Below are 17,319 nucleotides of genomic sequence, written 5' to 3'. Positions count from 1 at the left end.
CCAGGAGAATCACCATGACTACAAAAACGACCGCCGCTGCACTTGCCCTTGCTTTGGGTACCGTGTTGACCATGAGCGCCTCTGTTGCACACGCTGCCGACAAAACGGGTATGAAGGGGATGGAGAAGTGTTTTGGCGTCGCCCTTAAAGGTAAAAACGATTGTAAAGCCGGTGCCGGCACGACCTGCGCGGGAACCGCCAAGAAAGATTATCAAGGCAACTCCTGGAAGTTGGTCCCGGCCGGAACCTGTGTGACCACCGCGTCCCCGACGTCACCAACCGGTATGGGTCAGTTGAAAGCGTTCACAGAAAAACAGGCTTAATCTTTTACCCACATTGCCAACACCGGGGAGCACCCAGGATGAAATCGACTGTTTCTTTTGCACCATCAGCCTGCGGTGCCTCTCTTATCACCACGGGTAGCGCGTTACCCCTTCGGGCGGGAATCGGGCTTAAACCCGAGCATTTTCTGGCGATTATTGAGGAGCAGCCCGACCTGGGCTTTTTCGAAATTCACGCCGAAAACTATATGGTGGCGGGCGGACCGTTCCACCACTATCTGACCCGGATCCGGGAGCAGTATCCTTTATCCATTCACGGCGTTGGCTTGTCAATTGGCAGCGAGCGCCCTTTGGATGAACCGCATCTCGACCGACTGGCTGCTTTGATAGACCGCTATCAGCCCCAGTCGTTTTCAGAACATTTGGCCTGGTCCAGTCATGGCGGCACTTTCCTTAATGACTTGTTACCACTGCCCTACAACCATCAGACGCTACGTCAGGTCTGCGAACATATCGATCAGGTGCAAAACCGGTTACGTCGCCCGATGTTGCTGGAAAACCCCGCCACCTATGTTGAATTTACCACCTCCGATCGCAGTGAGACCGACTTTATCCGCGAGGTACTTCAGCGTACTGGTTGCGGCTTATTGCTGGACGTCAACAACGTCTATGTCACGTGTACCAATCATGGACGCGATCCTTACGCTTATCTTCAGGCGCTGTCCGGGTTATGGATTGGTGAAATACATCTGGCCGGGTTTGCCCGTGAAGAGGATGCGCTCGGCGACCCATTGTTGATTGACAGTCATGGCGCGCCGATCGCCGACGCGGTCTGGCAACTCTATGAGTTTACCCTGTCTGAACTGGGGCCGGTTCCTACCCTGATCGAGCGCGACAATGATATTCCCTCGCTGGCGGTGCTGTGCCATGAAGCTCGTCTGGCGGAACAGCGATTGAACGCCCATGCCGCCCGACATCATGGTTCTCTGGAGGGCACGGTATGAGCGGACAACACACGTTTTACGATGCGCTGCGTGACCCCGATGCCCCGATGCCGCCAGATCTGTTCACCTGGAACGGGTCAAGCCCCCGGGCACGTTTTGACGTCTATCGCAATAATGTCATGGTTTCGCTTATTGATGCGCTGGCCGACACCTTTCCAGTCACTCAGCAACTGGTCGGTGAGCCCTTCTTCCGCGCCATGTCAACGCTGTATGTCACACATCATCCACCACGTTCACCGATTCTGGTGGAGTATGGCGACACACTGCCCCGCTTCATTGCTGATTTTCCCCCGGCGGCATCGGTGCCTTATCTGGCGGATATCGCGACGCTGGAAGTGCTTCTCGTCAGGGCTTATCACGCGGCTGACGGCGTGTTGTCGTCACACGACCATCTGGTCGCCGCGCTGTCCGATACGACATTGCTGTCGGATCTGCGCGTCGGTCTGCATCCCTCGCTGGGATTACTGACTTCACCCTACGCCATTGTCTCTATCTGGGCGGCACATCAGGAGACTGGCTCACTGGCCGACATCAACCCTTATCAGGCCGAGCATGCATTGATCATCCGACCCGCGCTGGAGGTCAATGTGCTGTCTATCGATAACGGAACGGCGCTGTTTCTCACGCAACTACAACAAGGTGCCAGCCTCGGGCAGGCACTGACGCAGGTTCAGCAGCAGATATCCGACTTCGATCTGATTACCACGCTGAGTCTGTTAATTCGCAGCCATACACTGGTGTCGTTGCATCCATAAGGAGCATTCCCATGGCCATCACCGCTCTGCGTTCCAAACCCGCCAACGTTTCACGGTTCGGGTTATGTTCACGGGTTATCGCCGGTTTTAGTCTGATTCCGGATAGCCTGATTACCTTACTGGCCCGGTTTTCCATTGCCGCCATTTTTTGGCGCTCGGGACAGACCAAGATTTCCGGTCTGGCAATTGATCTTGTTGCGGGGAATATTCACATCGGCTGGCCTCATCTGAATGACGCCGCCTTGTATCTATTTAAAGAAGAGTATCGTCTGCCGTTGATTCCCCCGGAGTTAGCCGCCCTGATTGCGGCCAGTGCCGAGCATGTGCTGTCGGTATTGTTGTTAATCGGTCTTGCCACTCGGTTTTCAGCATTCGGGTTATTGATTATGACCCTGACAATAGAAATCTTTGTCTATCCTGACGCCTATCCAACCCACGGCGTCTGGGCCGTGGCATTACTGTTTTTGATGGCTAAAGGCCCGGGACGGCTCTCCATCGACCACTGGCTTATTCGACGCTATGGCTGAACAAACCGCCCGCGTTCTCATCAAGAGAAGGCGGGCGGTCATTCATCATTGCCCGTTATCGTCGGAATCGTCCCCTTTCCTTTTGGCATAAGCCTGCGATATCTGCCGGATAGTGAAGATTTGCCGATTAAAGTTACGGCAGCCGGTACAGAGCATCAAGTGTAATCTGAGCGCTGCTTTCTCTTTTAAAGCCAGCGGACGATCCTGCGCCTCGGATAACAGGCGAGTAGCCTGGCGACAAGTCAACATGACGATTTCTCCATGAACCAGTTTGCATCCAGACACAGACGTAAACGCATGCGAGCGCGGTATAGCATAATATTTAAATTGCTGACGGAGATGTTGACCGCCGTACAAATTTCATGGCTATCCAGTTCAATAAATTCACGCATCATAAACACCCGCGCCTGTTTACCAGGTAAATTCTCCAGACAGGCTTCGAAAACGCGCCAGAATGCGGCTTCCCGCACTGACTCTTCCGGGGTTTCCCATTTTCCGGGGCGTTCATCGGCGGGCCAATGTTCTCGCTCGTCAAAGAGCGCGGCGAAATCCTGACTTTCATCCTCTTCATGTAACAAACTACTGGCTTCCGTCGTGCGCTGCTTCTGCCGCAAAATATCTGCAATCTTGTTTTTCAAAATGGCAAACACCCAGGTTTTCAACGCGGCACGGCCACCAAAAGAAGCGGCGTTCTTTAATGCGCCAACCAGCGCTTCCTGCACGGCATCCTCAGCCTGATGGTGTTCAGAAAGCTGTAATGTGGCAAATCTCAGCATTTGAAGCCGCAGGTTTTCTAAAAATTCGCGATCCATAAAGTGTGACGCGGCATCATCATTTGAGCCACGTTGCGGATTCGCCGGAACGTCTGTCATAGCTACTCTCTTCCCCGTATTTTATATCGCTCATCTGGCAGCGGGTTCGGCACCATGATGACGTATTTCCGATGCGCAATACAGCACTAAAGGATGCACTAAAGTAGGCTATGCTAATACCAGAGAGTACATATCATCGTCCAACAGGATCGTCTATGCGGGGACATTATGAAAATCTCAACTGCGTTTCAAAACTTTCTGACTGAAGCTCCCGGCTATGCCAAAATCTGGATGAAAACTGTCCACGAACTCGGCGACACCAGTGCGCTCGACAGCAAAACACAAACGCTTGCCTATCTTTCGGTACTGGCCGCAACCCGGATGACATCCGGCATTCCGTTTCATGTTGATTGCGCCAAAGCGGCGGGAGCCACACGTGAGGAGATTATCGGCGCTATACTGATTGGCCTGCCCGCAGTAGGTAATACGGTTATTGAATCGCTTCCTATTGCTCTGGATGCCTTTGAGCAGGCTGATAGCGCAAAATCCTGTTATCCGCGTGCGGGAGGCGATCCCTCCTGAGGCCGACACAATAACGCCAGCATTATTCCCGCGACAGTGCAGAAATAATGCTGGCGTTGATGAATAGTCCGTGATGTCGATACCGACATCACGGCGTGAAACAATGTGGTTAATTAAAACCTCAGACCAACTCGCCCAGTGAAGCAGGCTCAAACCCTTGCAGATGCTCAGTGTCATGCTGACGCACTTTTACCACCCAATTCGGATCGGTTATCAATGCACGGCCAATCGCGATTAAATCAAACTCGTCACGCGCCATCCGTGTCAGCAGATTGTCCAATTGCGCCGGCGTTGAGCTTTTTCCGCTAAACGCCGTCATGAACTCATCCGACAGCCCCACCGAACCCACACTGATCGTGGCAGCGCCGGTCACTTTTTTCGCCCAACCAGCAAAGTTCAAGCCATTTTCGCCATCCACTTCAGGGAATTCTGCTTCCCAGAAGCGACGCTGCGAACAGTGCAGAATATCCACACCGGCATCCACCAGCGGAGTGAGCCAGTCGGCCAGCTCCAGCGGTGTATTGGCCAGACGTACACTGTAATCCTGCTGTTTCCACTGACTGACGCGCAACAGGATCGGGAAGTCCGGTCCAACCGCCTGACGCATGCCCTTTATCACTTCGGCGGCAAAGCGGGAGCGCTGCTTCAGCGTAGCGCCACCGTATTCATCCGTACGCAGGTTGGTTTTCCCCCAAAAAAACTGATCGATCAGGTAACCATGTGCCGCATGTATTTCCAGGGTATCAAAACCAAGCCGGACGGTATCTGCCGCCGCCTGGGCATAAGCCGCGATGGTATCGGCGATGTCTTCTTCACTCATGGCCTGACCGCGCGACACATCCGGTGCCACCAGACCAGAAGGACTTTCAATCCCGGATTGTGGTTCCCACTCCGTTCCCGGCGCTTTAACCGATCCCACATGCCAAATCTGCGGCCCCATTTTGCCACCAGCTGCATGGACTTCATCAATCACTTTCTGCCAACCCTTCAGTGCCGCCTCACCATGAAAAAAAGGAATGTTGGGATGGTTACGTGCGCCGGGACGGTCAATAACCGTGCCTTCAGACAGAATCAGACCGACCTCACCCTCTGCACGTCGGCGATAATAGGCGGCCACATTGTCTCCCGGTACACCATTCGGTGAAAATGTACGGGTCATCGGTGCCATGACAATACGGTTTTTTAATTCCAGCGATTTCAGTTTAAACGGACGAAACAGGACATCGATATTAGGTATAGTCATCTGATTTAGCTCCTTTAATTTGTCACCACGATGGTATACATTGTAAACCTAGTGTCAATCAGGCACTCTAAAGTTACCAGGTAGCCTAGAGGAAACTTAAATGCCGTCCCCCACTAACTCACAACAGCATAACGCCTGCCACAACCGCTTTCTACTTGATCAGATCGCCGATAAATGGTCAGTGCTGGTACTGAATGTATTGTGTGAAAATCCACTGCGCTTTAATGAAATCAAACGCCGCCTGGAGGGCATTACTCAGAAAGCATTGACACAATGCCTGCGGCGTCTGGAACGCAACGGTATCGTGGAACGCCGCGTGATAACCGCTTCGCCGGTCGCGGTGGAGTATCGAATAACACCACTCGGCCATACGCTTAAAGAACCTTTTCAGGCACTTTGTCTCTGGACAGTGAAATATCTGCCACAAGTCGAGCTTGCCAGACAGGCGTTTGATCAGAAACAATTTGAACAAGAGACAACATCATGATGGGCCATTCCGCGTCTCATACACGCTGGCATCATCATCACAACACCGTGGGTTTTACTGTTATGGAGCGCTTCAATGTGGAATGAAAAATATGCCAACGAGCAATTTGTTTATGGCACTGAACCCAATGATTTTTTGAAAGAAAGTAGTCATCACTTTACTCCAGGTAGCCGCATTCTCTGTATTGCTGAAGGCGAAGGACGCAATGCGGTCTGGCTGGCAAGCCAGGGATTTGATGTCACGGCGGTGGACGCTTCCGACGTCGGTCTGGCCAAAGGCAAAAAACGGGCTGAAGCCAATGGTCTAAAGATCCAGTGGATACATGCCGATCTCGCGACTTATGATATCGGCAGGCAGCAATGGGGGGGCATTGTCGCGATTTTTGCCCATCTTCCGCCGACATTGCGCCATCAGGTACATGGAAACTGCGCCAGCGGATTGCAGAGCAGTGGCGTGTTCCTGCTTGAAGCCTATACGCCGGAGCAACTGAAGTTTAAAACCGGCGGTCCTTCCGATATTACCTGGCTGATGACCCCGGAAATCCTGCGTCAGGAATTACCGGGATTACGGTTTGCGCATTTACAGAAACTGGAGCGTGAAATCCATGAAGGGATCGCGCATACCGGGCATGCCAGCGTGGTACAGCTGATCGCCCGGCGGGATTAGACTGCTTCCAGACACCGGTACGATGCGCGACGTCACGCTACCGTGAACGACGTCATCATGCCGGTGTCTTCATGTTCCAACAGATGACAGTGCGCCATGAACGCCCGTTCTTTGGGGGCGGGGTGATCGAACTTCACCAGCACCTGGCTGACGCCCCCTCCACCCGTACCGTGTCCTTCCAGCCACGGCGATGCTCTGCTGGTGTCTGGCCGTTTTCGGACAGAATACGGAACTGGGTGCCATGAATATGGAAAGGATGCAGCATCATGTCACCTACTGCGGAAACGGACCAGACTTCATAATCGGCAGTGACGTCACTTTCACTGGCTCCGCCAGCAGACCGCCATCACTGCCGATCACATACAGTGGCCGACCGTCGCTGGTTGCCAGCATCAATGAGCGGGCGTTACAACCATTGAGCAGACGCAACCGCAACCATCCGCGTGGTGCCGCATGCTGTGGGTAACGCATGCCGTTGGTCAGCATCAGATCGCCAAACCAACCCACCGCTGCGGACATTTCGTCCAGATGGTAGTCGATCTGCCCCTTTTCATTCAACTTTTTGTCTTGCAGAATCAAAGGGATGTCATCCACTCCCCACTGAGAAGGCAGAGCAAGCCCGCGGCTTTCGCGATCCTGAATCAAGATCAAACCGCCCAATCCCATCGCCACCTGACGCCCGGTGACACCATGCGTGTGGGGATGAAACCATGCCGTCGCGGCTGGCTGATCAACCGTAAAGCGCGCAGTCCAGATCTTGCCCGGCGCGATCAATGCCTGAGGCCCACCATCGGCATCGCCCGGAATCTCCATGCCATGCCAGTGCATAGTGGTCACGTCTGATAGCGTATTATTTACATTGATGGTGACGGTCTGTCCTCGTTCCAGTTGCAACGCCGGGCCGAGAAAACCACCGTTGACGCCCCAGGTCGCGGTTTCCATTCCCGGTAGCCAGCGCATATTGCCGGTCTGAACGTTGAGAGCCAAGTTGCCGCCCGCGTCCGGCGTCAATAATGGCGGCACCGGCAACACCGGACGATCAGCGGCAAATACGCTGCTGCTCCACCCAGGCTGCGCGCTGGCGGCCCCCAGCAGAGCTAGTAATTTTGATAAAATCGCGGCGATACATATCAATTTCCTCTGTACAGTAATAAAGCAGGAAGAAAAACGATAACCGCTGTCAGCCTGCACCTTCCCGTAACTGGAAGGTCAAGGCCTTTTATATCTTCTTATATCCGCTGACGCGGCAGGAACGGCGCCTAATACTCCTTGCGCCCCAGCCAACGCTCTTTAAGTATGCTGCCTTGCACGCCGAGATCAAGAAATGGACGTGGAGGAATATAATTGGGTTTTCCCAACGCCAACATATCGGCAATCAACGGATTATCCACGCCAGTCGCCAAATCCGCCAATGTGCTGCCAGCCACCGTCTGTTTTGAAATTCCCGCCCCGTTACATCCCACGGCGGCATAGACATTGTCGCCGTATTTTCCCCAGCCCGGCGCACCATTGCGCGTCACGCTGATCATCCCAGACCAGGTGTAGGCAATCTGCACATCCGCCAATTGCGGGAAGCGCGACAGAAAAATCTGGCGATGCTGCACCGCCAGTGGCGCGGTTCTCAGCTCCGTTACCGTGTAATCCGGCACATATTTCACATGCTGCCGAATCAAAAAACGGTGATCGCAGGTATAGCGCAACGTCGCGCCGGCAATCGCATTGGCCGGTGTCATGCCCCATGCAGCGATATTGCCGATGCGCTGTTGTTGTTCCGCAGTCAAGGGTTCGGTGAGGGTGGCGAAAGTGGAAAGCCCCACCAATTGGTTGGAAAATGGCGACAACTGGCGGGCACACCCATTGGTTGCCACCATCAACTGTCCGGCCCGCACGTCACCATAAGGTGTTCGCACATGAATATCGCGGCCCGTGTTGATCTCCAGCGCCGGAGATTTTTCATACAAGGTAACGTTATCCGGCAGACTGTCCACCAGCCCATGCACCAAGGCAGCCGGATTAAGCAAGACACAGCTCGGTGTATAGATGGCGGCATGGTAATAATCGGTGCCCAGATTTTGCGCCAGTGACTTACCCTCCAGCAGTTGATAGGGTTCATCCAGCGCCTGTAGTTCATCAGCGTACTGCGCCAGCAACCCATCCAGTTCAGGGCGCACGATGCAGTGATATTTCCCGCTACGGTGCCAATCACAGTCAATCTGATGTCGGTGTATCAATGCGTCCAACTGCGCAATCCCCGCCTGTAATAAGCGGCGGTAGTTGGCGGCTTTTTCCAACTCGGCGGTGGAGCTGCCGATATTATGCGGCAAATCAATGGCAAAACCGGAATTACGCCCAGAGGCACTCTCTCCCGTCATGGCGGCATCGATGATCACCACCTGCTTATCAGGATGATTTTCCGCCACCCGACGGGCAAAGGCGAGCCCGGCATAGCCGGCGCCGATCACCAGCCAGTCGGCCCGAACATGTCCACGCAAAATCTTTTTCACCTGCCGGGCAGGAATGATCGCCGACCAGCCATTGATGTTGTCATCCAACGGTAATGCCTTGATTTTCAATTTTTCTCCCCTGAAGCTAAATCAGATTTCCGTTAACGCCGTCATTCATCCGCCATCCGAACGATCCACATAAATGCCCGTCTACGCAAATTGCGCAGTATAAAGGGTGTCCGTGGCGGGTATCGTGACCAAATAGTAGATGATGCCCGCTGGCGCGGGCATCGGTGAAAAACTATGACGCTTGCTGCGTTTGCTCGGGTTCAGTGGCGAAACCGCGCAGACCGACGACATGAACATGTTCGTGGTTCTGGAACATTTTACGCACCAGCTTATAGGTGGTGCCTTTTTCCGGGCTGATGTTTTCCGGCGCAGCGATGATCAACTGCATTTCCAGCCGGTCACACAGCTCAAACAACGTGGCGATGGATTTGGCATCCAGACGTGCGGCTTCATCGAGGAACAGCAAACGACAGGGTGAAATATCCTTGCCGCGCAACCGTTTCGACTCTTCCTCCCAGCTCTGTACCACCATCACCAGTATTGACATCCCGGTGCCGATGGCTTCCCCGGTGGAAAGCGCCCCGCTCTCGGCACGCAGCCAACCGTCGGCACCCCGGTTTACCTCAACCTCCATTTCCAGATAGTTGCGATAATCCAGCAGTTCCTCACCGATGGTCTGTGACGTGCGCTGCCCCATGTCAATTTCCGGATTCAGGCGCTGATACAGTTTCGCCAGCGCTTCCGAGAACGTCAGGCGGTTGCTGTTGAACAGATCCTGATGCAGTTCCTGTTGTTCAGACAATACGTTAAGCAACGTGGTGTGCGTTTCCCGCACATTGACGTTAAGCCGCACGCTTTTCACCTGACCGAATGACACCGATTGCAGCCCCTGATTCAGCATGCGGATGCGGTTTTGTTCACGTTGAATAGTCTTGCGGATGATATTCGATACACTGCGCGAGCTGATGGCCAGCGTTTGTTCACGCGCCGTCAGCTCTTCCGTCAGACGGTTCAGTTCAATCTCCATCTGTTCGATGGCTTCCACCGGATCGTCGGTGCGGATGATATCCTGACGGATACGTTCACGCAGGTGTTGATATACCGCGATATAAAACTGGATTTTACGTTCTGGCCGTTTTGGATCTTCCGACAGGCGCAGTACATCGCGCAAATGTTCGTTATCAGCGACCGCCAGACGCAGCGCGCCCAGCGCCTTATCCGACATGGAGCGCAATTCGTCACCCTCCAGATAGGCCAGCTCACGCCGGTGCAGACGCCGCTCTATACCGTTGTCTTTCACCAACCGCATCACCGTGCACCAGCCCGATTTGGCCGTCACCACCTGTTCGCGGTTAGCGTGATAATCACGCTCCAGCTTACGCAGTTTCTTCTGTAGGCTGTCCATTTCCGCTTCACAGAAAGTAAGTTGTTTTTCCAGCTGATTACGACGCGCTCGATTATTGCTCAGTGAGGCATGCAATTCATCCCGACGCTGGCGAGCACGAGACTCCGCTTCTGCATCCGCACGCACGCCGATATCCGCCAATTCCTGCGTTAACTCTTTGAGCATGTCGCTCTTGGCATCAAAAGCGCTCTTCAACGACGCTTGCACCTGACTGTACTGTGTCAGCTGGCTCTGATGCTGCCGTAACTGCTCACGGGCCTGAGTGCGTTCCGCTTCCGCCTGCTCCAGCCGTTGGCGTAGCTTGTCGTTCAAATCGGCATTGGCATGCAGCATCCCCGCCGAATCGGTGTAACCAAAGTGCGCGCGACGCTGCACCACTTCCGTCAGGGAAAACGCCTGCTGTTTTGCCAATCGCTGCGCGCTTTGCGCCTGCGTATAATCTTCCTGTAGTTGCTCATGCTGCTGCGGGTCATTCTGCAACACGCTAACCAGTGGTTCCAGCTTCGCCAGTGTGGCGCCATGTTGTTGTAGAAAACGGGCCGACGCTTCTGCCTCATCCAGTTCGGCGCGAATCTCTTCAGCACGATCCGTCAGGCTATCGTCACATAACAGGCTGATACGCGGGATCAGTCGGTTCAGCAGCGACACGCCCTCTTTCGCCTGTTCATACTGCTGGCGCTGTTGCTGATTTTCGTTGTCAAAATTACTGATAGCGCGTTCCAGCTCACCCCGACGGCTGCTCAGTTGACGAATATCCACTTCCGGGTCGTCATCAAACACCACCGCCAGATGGGTACCGATAAAACGGCTGAAAGCCTGATGCAAGCGTTGGGTTTTCTGCACGTCAAACGACAGCGTGGCATACTGCTCCGCCAGTTCTTCACGTTCATCGCGCAGGGTTTCCAGCCGTTGTTCTCGTGCGGCCCGGCCAAACAGCGGCACGTCGGGGAAGCGAGAATAGCGCCACTGGCGATCGGAAACTTTCACCACCACCGCTTTTTCCAGCTCTTCCATCGCGAACACGCTGTCATCAAATGACTGTGGGTCGCCTTCAATCAGGTACAAATCTTCCGGACAATCTTCCAGATTCTCCAGGTGCTCGCGCACCAACGACAGATCCGTTACCACAATCCCATGACGGGATGGCCCGTATAACGCAGAGAAATACGGCGCGTCGTCCAGTGTGACATCGTCATAAATTTCCGACAGCAACACACCGCCAAAGCGCTCCGCCAGCGCGTTCAAACGCGGGTCTTCCGAGCCGCCCGGTTGGCTGAGGCGCTCAATCTGCGTTTCTATCGCCCGTTTGCGGGACGCTACGTCATCACGCTCGACGGTAGTTTCCCGTTCACGTTCTAGCAGTTGCTGCATGTATTCCGTCACCTGACGACTATCAGCAAATGTTTCGCCGCTCTGCTCGCTGAGTTGAGTCAGGGTTTCCTGTGCCGCCAGCCACACCGGCGCCCGAACAGTTAACTGCTGAATACGCTGTTGGGTCTGCTCTAGCTCCTGGCGCAACGTCATGCGACGCTCACCTGCTTCCTCCACCAACACCGACAGGCTTTCAATCCGCGCTTCCAGCTCCTGCTGCAAGCTTTCCAACTCTTCCGGCTGATAGCGCGTCTGTCCGTTACGGTTATTGAAATCCTGCAACAACCGTTCGGCGTCCTGCTGCTCACGCTGGCGCTGTTCCAGTTCGGAAAGTCGCATGCGCAGTGGATGAACACGCTCGGCCTGATACTGCTGTTGTGAACTGTCACGCAGTAATTCGCGCGCCACTTGCCAGGCGTCACGACGACTGACTGCCCCGGCGATACTGCTAACCAGTTGATACGCCTGCTCGAACTGGCTGTGGGCGGCATCCGCCACGCTCAGCTTCTGTTCCAGCATCAGTAATAGTTCGGTGGCTTCCTGCTCTTTGGCGTGAATACTGTCGAGCCATTCATCGGCGTTATCAGCGCTCAATTCCGGTAACTGGCACAACGTGCGAGCACGCTCCAGCGCCTGCTGCGCCTGCTGATACTGTATGGCACGGGTTTGCTGTACATCCAAAGCCTGTTGATAGTCGGCCAACTGGCTTTTCAGCTCATCCACCTCCTGCTCGGCGGCATCGGCGCGGGCTTCGTTTTCCTGCTGTTGGTCACGCGCCTCTTCCACCACCTCATTCTGTTCTTCCAGCCGGTAACTCAGCTCTTCCAGATCGGCATTATAACGCTCGATCTTTTCCTGCTGGCGCATCGCCGTCTGTACCAGATTCAGGTGATCGCTGGCGGCCTGATAGTCGGTTTCCAGATCGCTTTCGGCTCCGCTCTGCTCCGCCAGCTCGCGCGCCATCTCCACATGGCGGATCTGCTCATTGCCCAGTTGTTTACGGCTACTGAACAGATCCCGGCGCAGTTCCAGAGTGCTATCCAGATGGATGCGTCGCTCGTTGGCGTGGCGCATATAATCAGCGGCCACATAAGAGGTGGCTTCAGAGATCAGATGTTTGAACAGATCCCGGTCCGACTGGGTGACACGGATCGCTTCCAGCGTCATGCGGTTTTCCCGCAGAGCGGCTTCCATATCCTGAAATGCCTTGCGCACCCCGCTGTTTTCCGGCAGCAGATAGTCACGCAGTGAACGGGTAATAGCGCTGGAAATCCCGCCGTACAGCGAGGCTTCAATCAAACGATAAAACTTGCTGCGATCAGCCGAGGAGCGCAGACGTCGCGGCACAATGCCCAAATCAAACATCAATGAATGATAGTCGGTGATGGACGTGAACTGTTTGAACTGCACGCCTTCCATCTCATCAAGGCGCTCTTTCACTTCCTGTAACGACAAGACTCGTGCCTGATGATCGCCCACCAGTTGAGTCAGAATTTGCGTGGGCGAAACCGATGTCGGCAACCCCTGAATGATGAAGGGCTTGATATCGACCTTTCGATCACGGCCTGCCACCTGTTGTAATCGCACGCCGACCAGCACTCGCTGATGGCGGGAATTGACGACATCCAACGCGGAGTAGCACACGCCAGCACGCAACTTGCCATGCAGACCTTTATCACGGGAGCCGGAGGTTGCCCCGGCCTCGGTGGTGTTACGAAAGTGCAGTAACGTCAGGTCTGGGATGAGCGCAGTGATAAACGCCGCCATGGTGGTGGATTTACCGGCACCGTTACCACCGGAGAGGGTGGTTACCAACTCATCCAGATCAAAAGTCCGGGCAAAAAAACCGTTCCAGTTAACCAACGTCAGTGAGCGAAATTTACCGCGTTCAATCATTCCTGTTCATCCTCAACACATTGGTCCTCACCGGAAAGGTTATCACCAGCCGACTCGCTCTCATCGCTATCGTCCAGCGACAGGCTGCTATCCATCGGCATGGCTTCACCATCACGGATCATTCGCAACTGGGCTTCGCGCGGATCGTCACCGCTGCGCACATCAGCGCCGAAACGAAATGCCGCTTCGGTAATACGAAATTTGCTGTTGTCATTACCCATAAAATAAATCATGCCCAGACGACGCAAGCGGTTCAGGGAGGTACGCACCTTTTCCTGCAACTTTTGTCGGTCCAGGTCAGAACCGGTGGAACGCTGGTTTACCAGCTTCAACAGTTTGTTTTCATCCGCCAGACTCAGCAGTTCCTCATACAGTTCCTGTTGGCTGAAAATGCCTTCGTGCGCCAGACGTTCCGGGCTGAGGTAGAGATAGCAGAGAATTTTCCCCACCATCATATCCAGCGCAGACAGCACCGAACGTGGAATCAAAGTGGTGGAACGCGGACGCAGATAGAAAAACCCTTCCGGCGCACGGATCAGCTCCACGTTATAGCGGCTGTAAAAATGTTCCAGCTCGTCTTGAAAATCCATCAGAAAGGCGTGATTTTCCAGTTCTTCTACGCCGATATGTCGACCAGCGCGCAATTGACTGTCCAGTGCGGGAAACAGTGTGTTGGACAGCGCTGTCACCAGTTTGGCTGATACGATTGGTTCAATATTTGTCGATGACATGGGCCTGTACCTTGGCTCCGTATTCATTGATTGCCTGCCACAATGCTGGCAATCCGGTGAAATCTGCTTCGGCCACGCCCAGGCGTACGGCCTGGTCGACCACGATTCGGGCAACATCAAATTGTTGTGAACGAGGATACTGCACCAAATAGTTGCGCATCACGTCGCTCAGATTCAACGGGACCTGTTGCTGTTTGTAGTGCAGTAAGGCCTGCTCCACCAGTGCCGTGATCTGCTCACGCACTTCACTGAACTCTTCATATTCCAGATCGGGCGGCAGTTCACCGGTCACTTCTTCGCTGCGCAGCGCCAGCTCTTCATCACGCATATCCAGCAAACGGTCAGCGTTAGCGTAGGTCAAGGCCCAGGGGTTGTCGAAATAGTTCTGCACCGACTGACGCAACCGTTGGGAGAAGACCCGGTTTTTATCCATATCAATCGCGGTACGGATAAATTTGTGTACGTGACGATCGTAACCGATCCACAGATCGATAGTTTGCTGGCCCCAACTGATAATGCGGTCCAGTTTGCCCTGTAAATCGAACACCAGATTATCCACAAAACTCAGTTCGGCGTTACCGAGGGTCGCATCCTGAATACGCAGCAGGCTGGTTTGCAATTTGTCGCCTGCCGCTTCCAACGTATCCTGCAACTCCCGCAGGGTGTCGGAGGTCTCGGTCAGCAATTGTTCACAGTTGAAAATGGCTGTGCGCCAGTCCTGACTGAGCAAGGCGGCGATATTGTCTTTCACCCCTTGCTGCTGTTCATCCATCACCCGCTGAGACAGATCGATACTGTCAAAAATTTCCGCCACCGAGTATTTCAGCGGCGCGTAGACATTACGGTGCCAGTGGAACTCGTCACCGCCCTCTTCTGCGGCATCCGACGCCCGGCCCAATTCCTGAGCCACGAGCGAAAGCTGCATGGAAAGCCGCAAGGCGGAGAACTCCCGCTGACGGATGTAATAGTCGCTGATGCCGATCCCCAATGGGGTCAGTCGATAAATAGCATTACCATCCGCCAGTTCGCTGGTAAAACGACTAAGCAGCCGCTGGCGCACCAGATCGTTAATCGCATTATTGGCACGCACCGTAATGGTTTCGTGGGTCTGCTCAAATCCTCGGCTAACGTGGCGAAAGGCATCCACCAACTCGCCTTCGCTCATTTCGCCATCCATACGTTCGCTGTTCAGCGTGGCAATCGCCAGCAGGAAGGTCAGACGCTCCGTCGGGAGTGAAAGTGCAAAGTCATTTTTTCTAGCCCAGGCGACCAGTTCGGGTACGGTCTGGGAAAAGTCACTCATAATACATCCTTCAAAAGGGGCTTATTCGCCATGACATGGATGTAGCGCCCCAGGCTGACAAAAGGTTCCTGCCGGCAATAACGCTGTTCCAACGCCAGCAAAATGTCAAAATCGTCAATCTGTTGTTGCTTGTTCTGCAAATAGTCATGAAACACCCGCACGCCGGTTTTACCACTGATGGTTAATCCCAACGAATCAAGCCACTGGTAAACCTGTTGTGGGTCCAGCGGATGATCGGGGGATAGCGAACGCCGTTTACGTTTCGGCATTCCCGACGCCACATAACCAAAGTTACCTAACACCATGTTTCGCATCAGCAAGCCATGATGATTATAAAACATCAGCGACAGCGCGCCGCCGGGTGCCAGACAATTCGTCAGCGCCTGTAGTGCCTGCTGAGGCTCGGCTACCCATTCCAATACCGCGTGAAACAATACCAGATCAACCGGTTTTTCTATATATGAAGCGATATCCTGTGCGGCGCACTGCACAAAACGCATATTATGAGAAACGTTTTGCGCCAACGCCGCTGTTTTGGCGCGTTGAATCATCTCATCGGATAAGTCACACAACAAGACCTGATGTCCTAAAGCCGCCAGCTTGCAGGCCATGTAGCCAGCTCCGCCCCCGGCATCCAGAATCTGCAATGGCCGTGACGGCAACGTAGACAGCAAGATCTCCAGATCTTGCCACAATACAGCCTGACGCAGTTTCCCTTTGGTGGTGCCGTAGATATTCTGGGCAAACTTTTCGGCGATGTCGTTAAAGTTACGATCCTGCATTCCACGGTTCCAGGTTATTGGTTCAGCACCGTAGATGTTAACGGGCTGTTTTTCTCTCAACCTGACATTTTGTCACAGGCTAGCGTAGAATAAATCGTCTTATGCCACTATCTTATTCCGGATGGCGTTTTTTCACTCAAAACGGACACTATTTTATGCTTTTTGCCGCCAAAAAATATATCGGCAGCTTGCTGCAACCGTTGCCTTTGCTGCTGCTACTGATGGGAATGGCTCTACTGCTAATCTGGTTTTCCCGTTGGCAAAAATCCGGGAAAACGCTGCTATCGCTAAGCTGGCTGACACTGTTGCTGATTAGCCTGCAACCCGTGGCCGACTACCTGCTGCTACCGCTGGAATCGCAGTATCACACCTGGCAGTCCGGCCCGCAGGCACCGCATGTCAACTATATTGTGGTACTGGGCGGTGGTTACACCTTCAATCCAGACTGGGCGCCCAGTTCCAATCTGATCAACAATAGTCTGGCCCGTGTGGCCGAAGGCGTTCGACTCTACCGCGCCAATCCGGGTTCGAAACTGATATTTACCGGCGCTGCGGCACAGGGTAATCCGGTCAGTAGCGCCAAGGTCGCATCCCAGGTAGCGGAAAGCCTCGGCGTGCCGACACAGGATATGCAGTTACTGGATACCCCCCGGGATACCGAGGAGGAAGCCATGGCCACCTTCGCGCTGATCGGTCAGCAACCTTTTATATTAGTCACCTCGGCCAGCCATATGCCACGGGCGATGCGCTTCTTTCAGGCTCAGGGATTAAACCCGATTCCGGCTCCCGCTAACCAATTGGCAATCACTACGCCACTGAATCCGTGGGAAAAAATCTTCCCGTCCGCACTGTATCTTTCACACAGTGAACGCGCCTGGTATGAAACGCTGGGCAACTTATGGCAGTACATTAGCGGCACAACAGAACCGCAGAAGCAGAAGCAGAAGCAGGAATAATCACG

The 17,319-nt window shown here is 54.1% G+C and carries 16 protein-coding genes and 1 pseudogene; 8 read left to right on the top strand and 9 right to left on the bottom strand.

Features of this window, described 5'->3' with window-relative positions; translation table 11 throughout:
* Positions 1–14: 14 nt before the first annotated feature.
* The 4 genes from PCO85_09535 to PCO85_09520 are packed head-to-tail and all read left to right on the top strand — an operon-like array spanning position 15 to position 2,567.
* A complete protein-coding gene (locus PCO85_09535) occupies positions 15–323 on the top strand; it encodes a DUF2282 domain-containing protein (GenBank protein WJV55599.1) in 309 nt (102 codons plus the stop codon).
* A 38-nt stretch (positions 324–361) separates the two neighbouring features.
* Positions 362–1,285, top strand: a complete 924-nt coding sequence (locus PCO85_09530; protein WJV55598.1) for a DUF692 domain-containing protein — start codon at positions 362–364, stop codon at positions 1,283–1,285.
* Entirely contained in the window at positions 1,282–2,040 is a 759-nt protein-coding gene (locus tag PCO85_09525) for a DNA-binding domain-containing protein (GenBank protein WJV55597.1), read from the top strand. Before PCO85_09530 ends, PCO85_09525 begins: the two co-directional genes overlap by 4 nt.
* A gap of 11 nt (positions 2,041–2,051) precedes the next feature.
* Entirely contained in the window at positions 2,052–2,567 is a 516-nt protein-coding gene (locus PCO85_09520; protein ID WJV55596.1) for a DoxX family protein, read from the top strand.
* 45 nt (positions 2,568–2,612) lie between these two features.
* Here the strand turns inward: PCO85_09520 and PCO85_09515 are convergent, their stop codons facing one another.
* Positions 2,613–2,816 carry a zf-HC2 domain-containing protein gene (locus tag PCO85_09515; protein WJV55595.1) on the bottom strand — a complete coding sequence of 68 codons (204 nt, stop codon included), beginning with the start codon at positions 2,814–2,816 and terminating at the stop codon, positions 2,613–2,615.
* The gene (locus tag PCO85_09510) at positions 2,810–3,439 is read right to left on the bottom strand and encodes an RNA polymerase factor sigma-70 (protein ID WJV55594.1); all 630 of its coding nucleotides are present in this window, start codon (positions 3,437–3,439) and stop codon (positions 2,810–2,812) included. The genes PCO85_09515 and PCO85_09510 overlap by 7 nt, the downstream gene beginning before the upstream one ends.
* Positions 3,440–3,607: 168 nt before the next feature.
* Between PCO85_09510 and PCO85_09505 the strand changes: the two genes are divergently transcribed.
* A complete protein-coding gene (locus PCO85_09505; protein ID WJV55593.1) occupies positions 3,608–3,961 on the top strand; it encodes a carboxymuconolactone decarboxylase family protein in 354 nt (117 codons plus the stop codon).
* A 121-nt stretch (positions 3,962–4,082) separates the two neighbouring features.
* On the opposite strand, the gene PCO85_09500 is transcribed toward PCO85_09505, so the two are convergent.
* Positions 4,083–5,204: an NADH:flavin oxidoreductase gene (locus tag PCO85_09500; protein ID WJV55592.1), complete on the bottom strand. Its 1,122-nt coding sequence runs from the start codon at positions 5,202–5,204 to the stop codon at positions 4,083–4,085.
* Between the two features lie 100 nt (positions 5,205–5,304).
* Here PCO85_09500 and PCO85_09495 point away from each other — a divergent pair, with 100 nt between their 5' ends.
* On the top strand, positions 5,305–5,691 hold the full coding sequence (locus PCO85_09495) for a helix-turn-helix domain-containing protein (protein ID WJV55591.1): 387 nt from the start codon (positions 5,305–5,307) through the stop codon (positions 5,689–5,691).
* 75 nt (positions 5,692–5,766) lie between these two features.
* Positions 5,767–6,357, top strand: coding sequence for a class I SAM-dependent methyltransferase (locus PCO85_09490; GenBank protein WJV55590.1), 591 nt, complete (start codon positions 5,767–5,769; stop codon positions 6,355–6,357).
* Positions 6,358–6,389: 32 nt separating this feature from the next.
* Here PCO85_09490 and PCO85_09485 read toward each other — a convergent pair.
* From PCO85_09485 to cmoM, 6 genes and pseudogenes are all read right to left on the bottom strand, one after another.
* Positions 6,390–7,486 (bottom strand): annotated as a pseudogene (locus PCO85_09485) (multicopper oxidase domain-containing protein).
* Positions 7,487–7,616: 130 nt separating this feature from the next.
* Entirely contained in the window at positions 7,617–8,930 is a 1,314-nt protein-coding gene (locus tag PCO85_09480; GenBank protein WJV55589.1) for an FAD-binding oxidoreductase, read from the bottom strand.
* Positions 8,931–9,102: 172 nt separating this feature from the next.
* On the bottom strand, positions 9,103–13,542 hold the full coding sequence (gene mukB, locus PCO85_09475) for a chromosome partition protein MukB (GenBank protein WJV55588.1): 4,440 nt from the start codon (positions 13,540–13,542) through the stop codon (positions 9,103–9,105).
* Entirely contained in the window at positions 13,539–14,273 is a 735-nt protein-coding gene (mukE, locus tag PCO85_09470) for a chromosome partition protein MukE (GenBank protein ID WJV55587.1), read from the bottom strand. Before mukE ends, mukB begins: the two co-directional genes overlap by 4 nt.
* Positions 14,254–15,576, bottom strand: a complete 1,323-nt coding sequence (gene mukF, locus PCO85_09465; protein WJV55586.1) for a chromosome partition protein MukF — start codon at positions 15,574–15,576, stop codon at positions 14,254–14,256. Before mukF ends, mukE begins: the two co-directional genes overlap by 20 nt.
* The gene (cmoM, locus tag PCO85_09460; GenBank protein WJV55585.1) at positions 15,573–16,358 is read right to left on the bottom strand and encodes a tRNA uridine 5-oxyacetic acid(34) methyltransferase CmoM; all 786 of its coding nucleotides are present in this window, start codon (positions 16,356–16,358) and stop codon (positions 15,573–15,575) included. Before cmoM ends, mukF begins: the two co-directional genes overlap by 4 nt.
* 155 nt (positions 16,359–16,513) lie before the next feature.
* Here cmoM and elyC point away from each other — a divergent pair, with 155 nt between their 5' ends.
* Positions 16,514–17,314: an envelope biogenesis factor ElyC gene (gene elyC, locus PCO85_09455; GenBank protein WJV55584.1), complete on the top strand. Its 801-nt coding sequence runs from the start codon at positions 16,514–16,516 to the stop codon at positions 17,312–17,314.
* The last annotated feature ends 5 nt before the right edge of the window (positions 17,315–17,319 follow it).

Origin of the sequence: Prodigiosinella aquatilis (assembly GCA_030388725.1) — a bacterium.
Lineage (GTDB): Bacteria > Pseudomonadota > Gammaproteobacteria > Enterobacterales > Enterobacteriaceae > Prodigiosinella > Prodigiosinella aquatilis.
Note: the sequence above shows the minus strand (reverse complement) of the source record. Positions and strands in the feature narration are given on the sequence as shown.

Coding starts and splice junctions, on each gene's coding strand:
- PCO85_09535 (WJV55599.1), top strand. CDS start 15: ATGACTACAAAAACGACCGCCGCTGCACTTGCCCTTGCTTTGGGTACC.
- PCO85_09530 (WJV55598.1), top strand. CDS start 362: ATGAAATCGACTGTTTCTTTTGCACCATCAGCCTGCGGTGCCTCTCTT.
- PCO85_09525 (WJV55597.1), top strand. CDS start 1,282: ATGAGCGGACAACACACGTTTTACGATGCGCTGCGTGACCCCGATGCC.
- PCO85_09520 (WJV55596.1), top strand. CDS start 2,052: ATGGCCATCACCGCTCTGCGTTCCAAACCCGCCAACGTTTCACGGTTC.
- PCO85_09515 (WJV55595.1), bottom strand. CDS start 2,816: ATGTTGACTTGTCGCCAGGCTACTCGCCTGTTATCCGAGGCGCAGGAT.
- PCO85_09510 (WJV55594.1), bottom strand. CDS start 3,439: ATGACAGACGTTCCGGCGAATCCGCAACGTGGCTCAAATGATGATGCC.
- PCO85_09505 (WJV55593.1), top strand. CDS start 3,608: ATGAAAATCTCAACTGCGTTTCAAAACTTTCTGACTGAAGCTCCCGGC.
- PCO85_09500 (WJV55592.1), bottom strand. CDS start 5,204: ATGACTATACCTAATATCGATGTCCTGTTTCGTCCGTTTAAACTGAAA.
- PCO85_09495 (WJV55591.1), top strand. CDS start 5,305: ATGCCGTCCCCCACTAACTCACAACAGCATAACGCCTGCCACAACCGC.
- PCO85_09490 (WJV55590.1), top strand. CDS start 5,767: ATGTGGAATGAAAAATATGCCAACGAGCAATTTGTTTATGGCACTGAA.
- mukB (WJV55588.1), bottom strand. CDS start 13,542: ATGATTGAACGCGGTAAATTTCGCTCACTGACGTTGGTTAACTGGAAC.
- mukE (WJV55587.1), bottom strand. CDS start 14,273: ATGTCATCGACAAATATTGAACCAATCGTATCAGCCAAACTGGTGACA.
- mukF (WJV55586.1), bottom strand. CDS start 15,576: ATGAGTGACTTTTCCCAGACCGTACCCGAACTGGTCGCCTGGGCTAGA.
- cmoM (WJV55585.1), bottom strand. CDS start 16,358: ATGCAGGATCGTAACTTTAACGACATCGCCGAAAAGTTTGCCCAGAAT.
- elyC (WJV55584.1), top strand. CDS start 16,514: ATGCTTTTTGCCGCCAAAAAATATATCGGCAGCTTGCTGCAACCGTTG.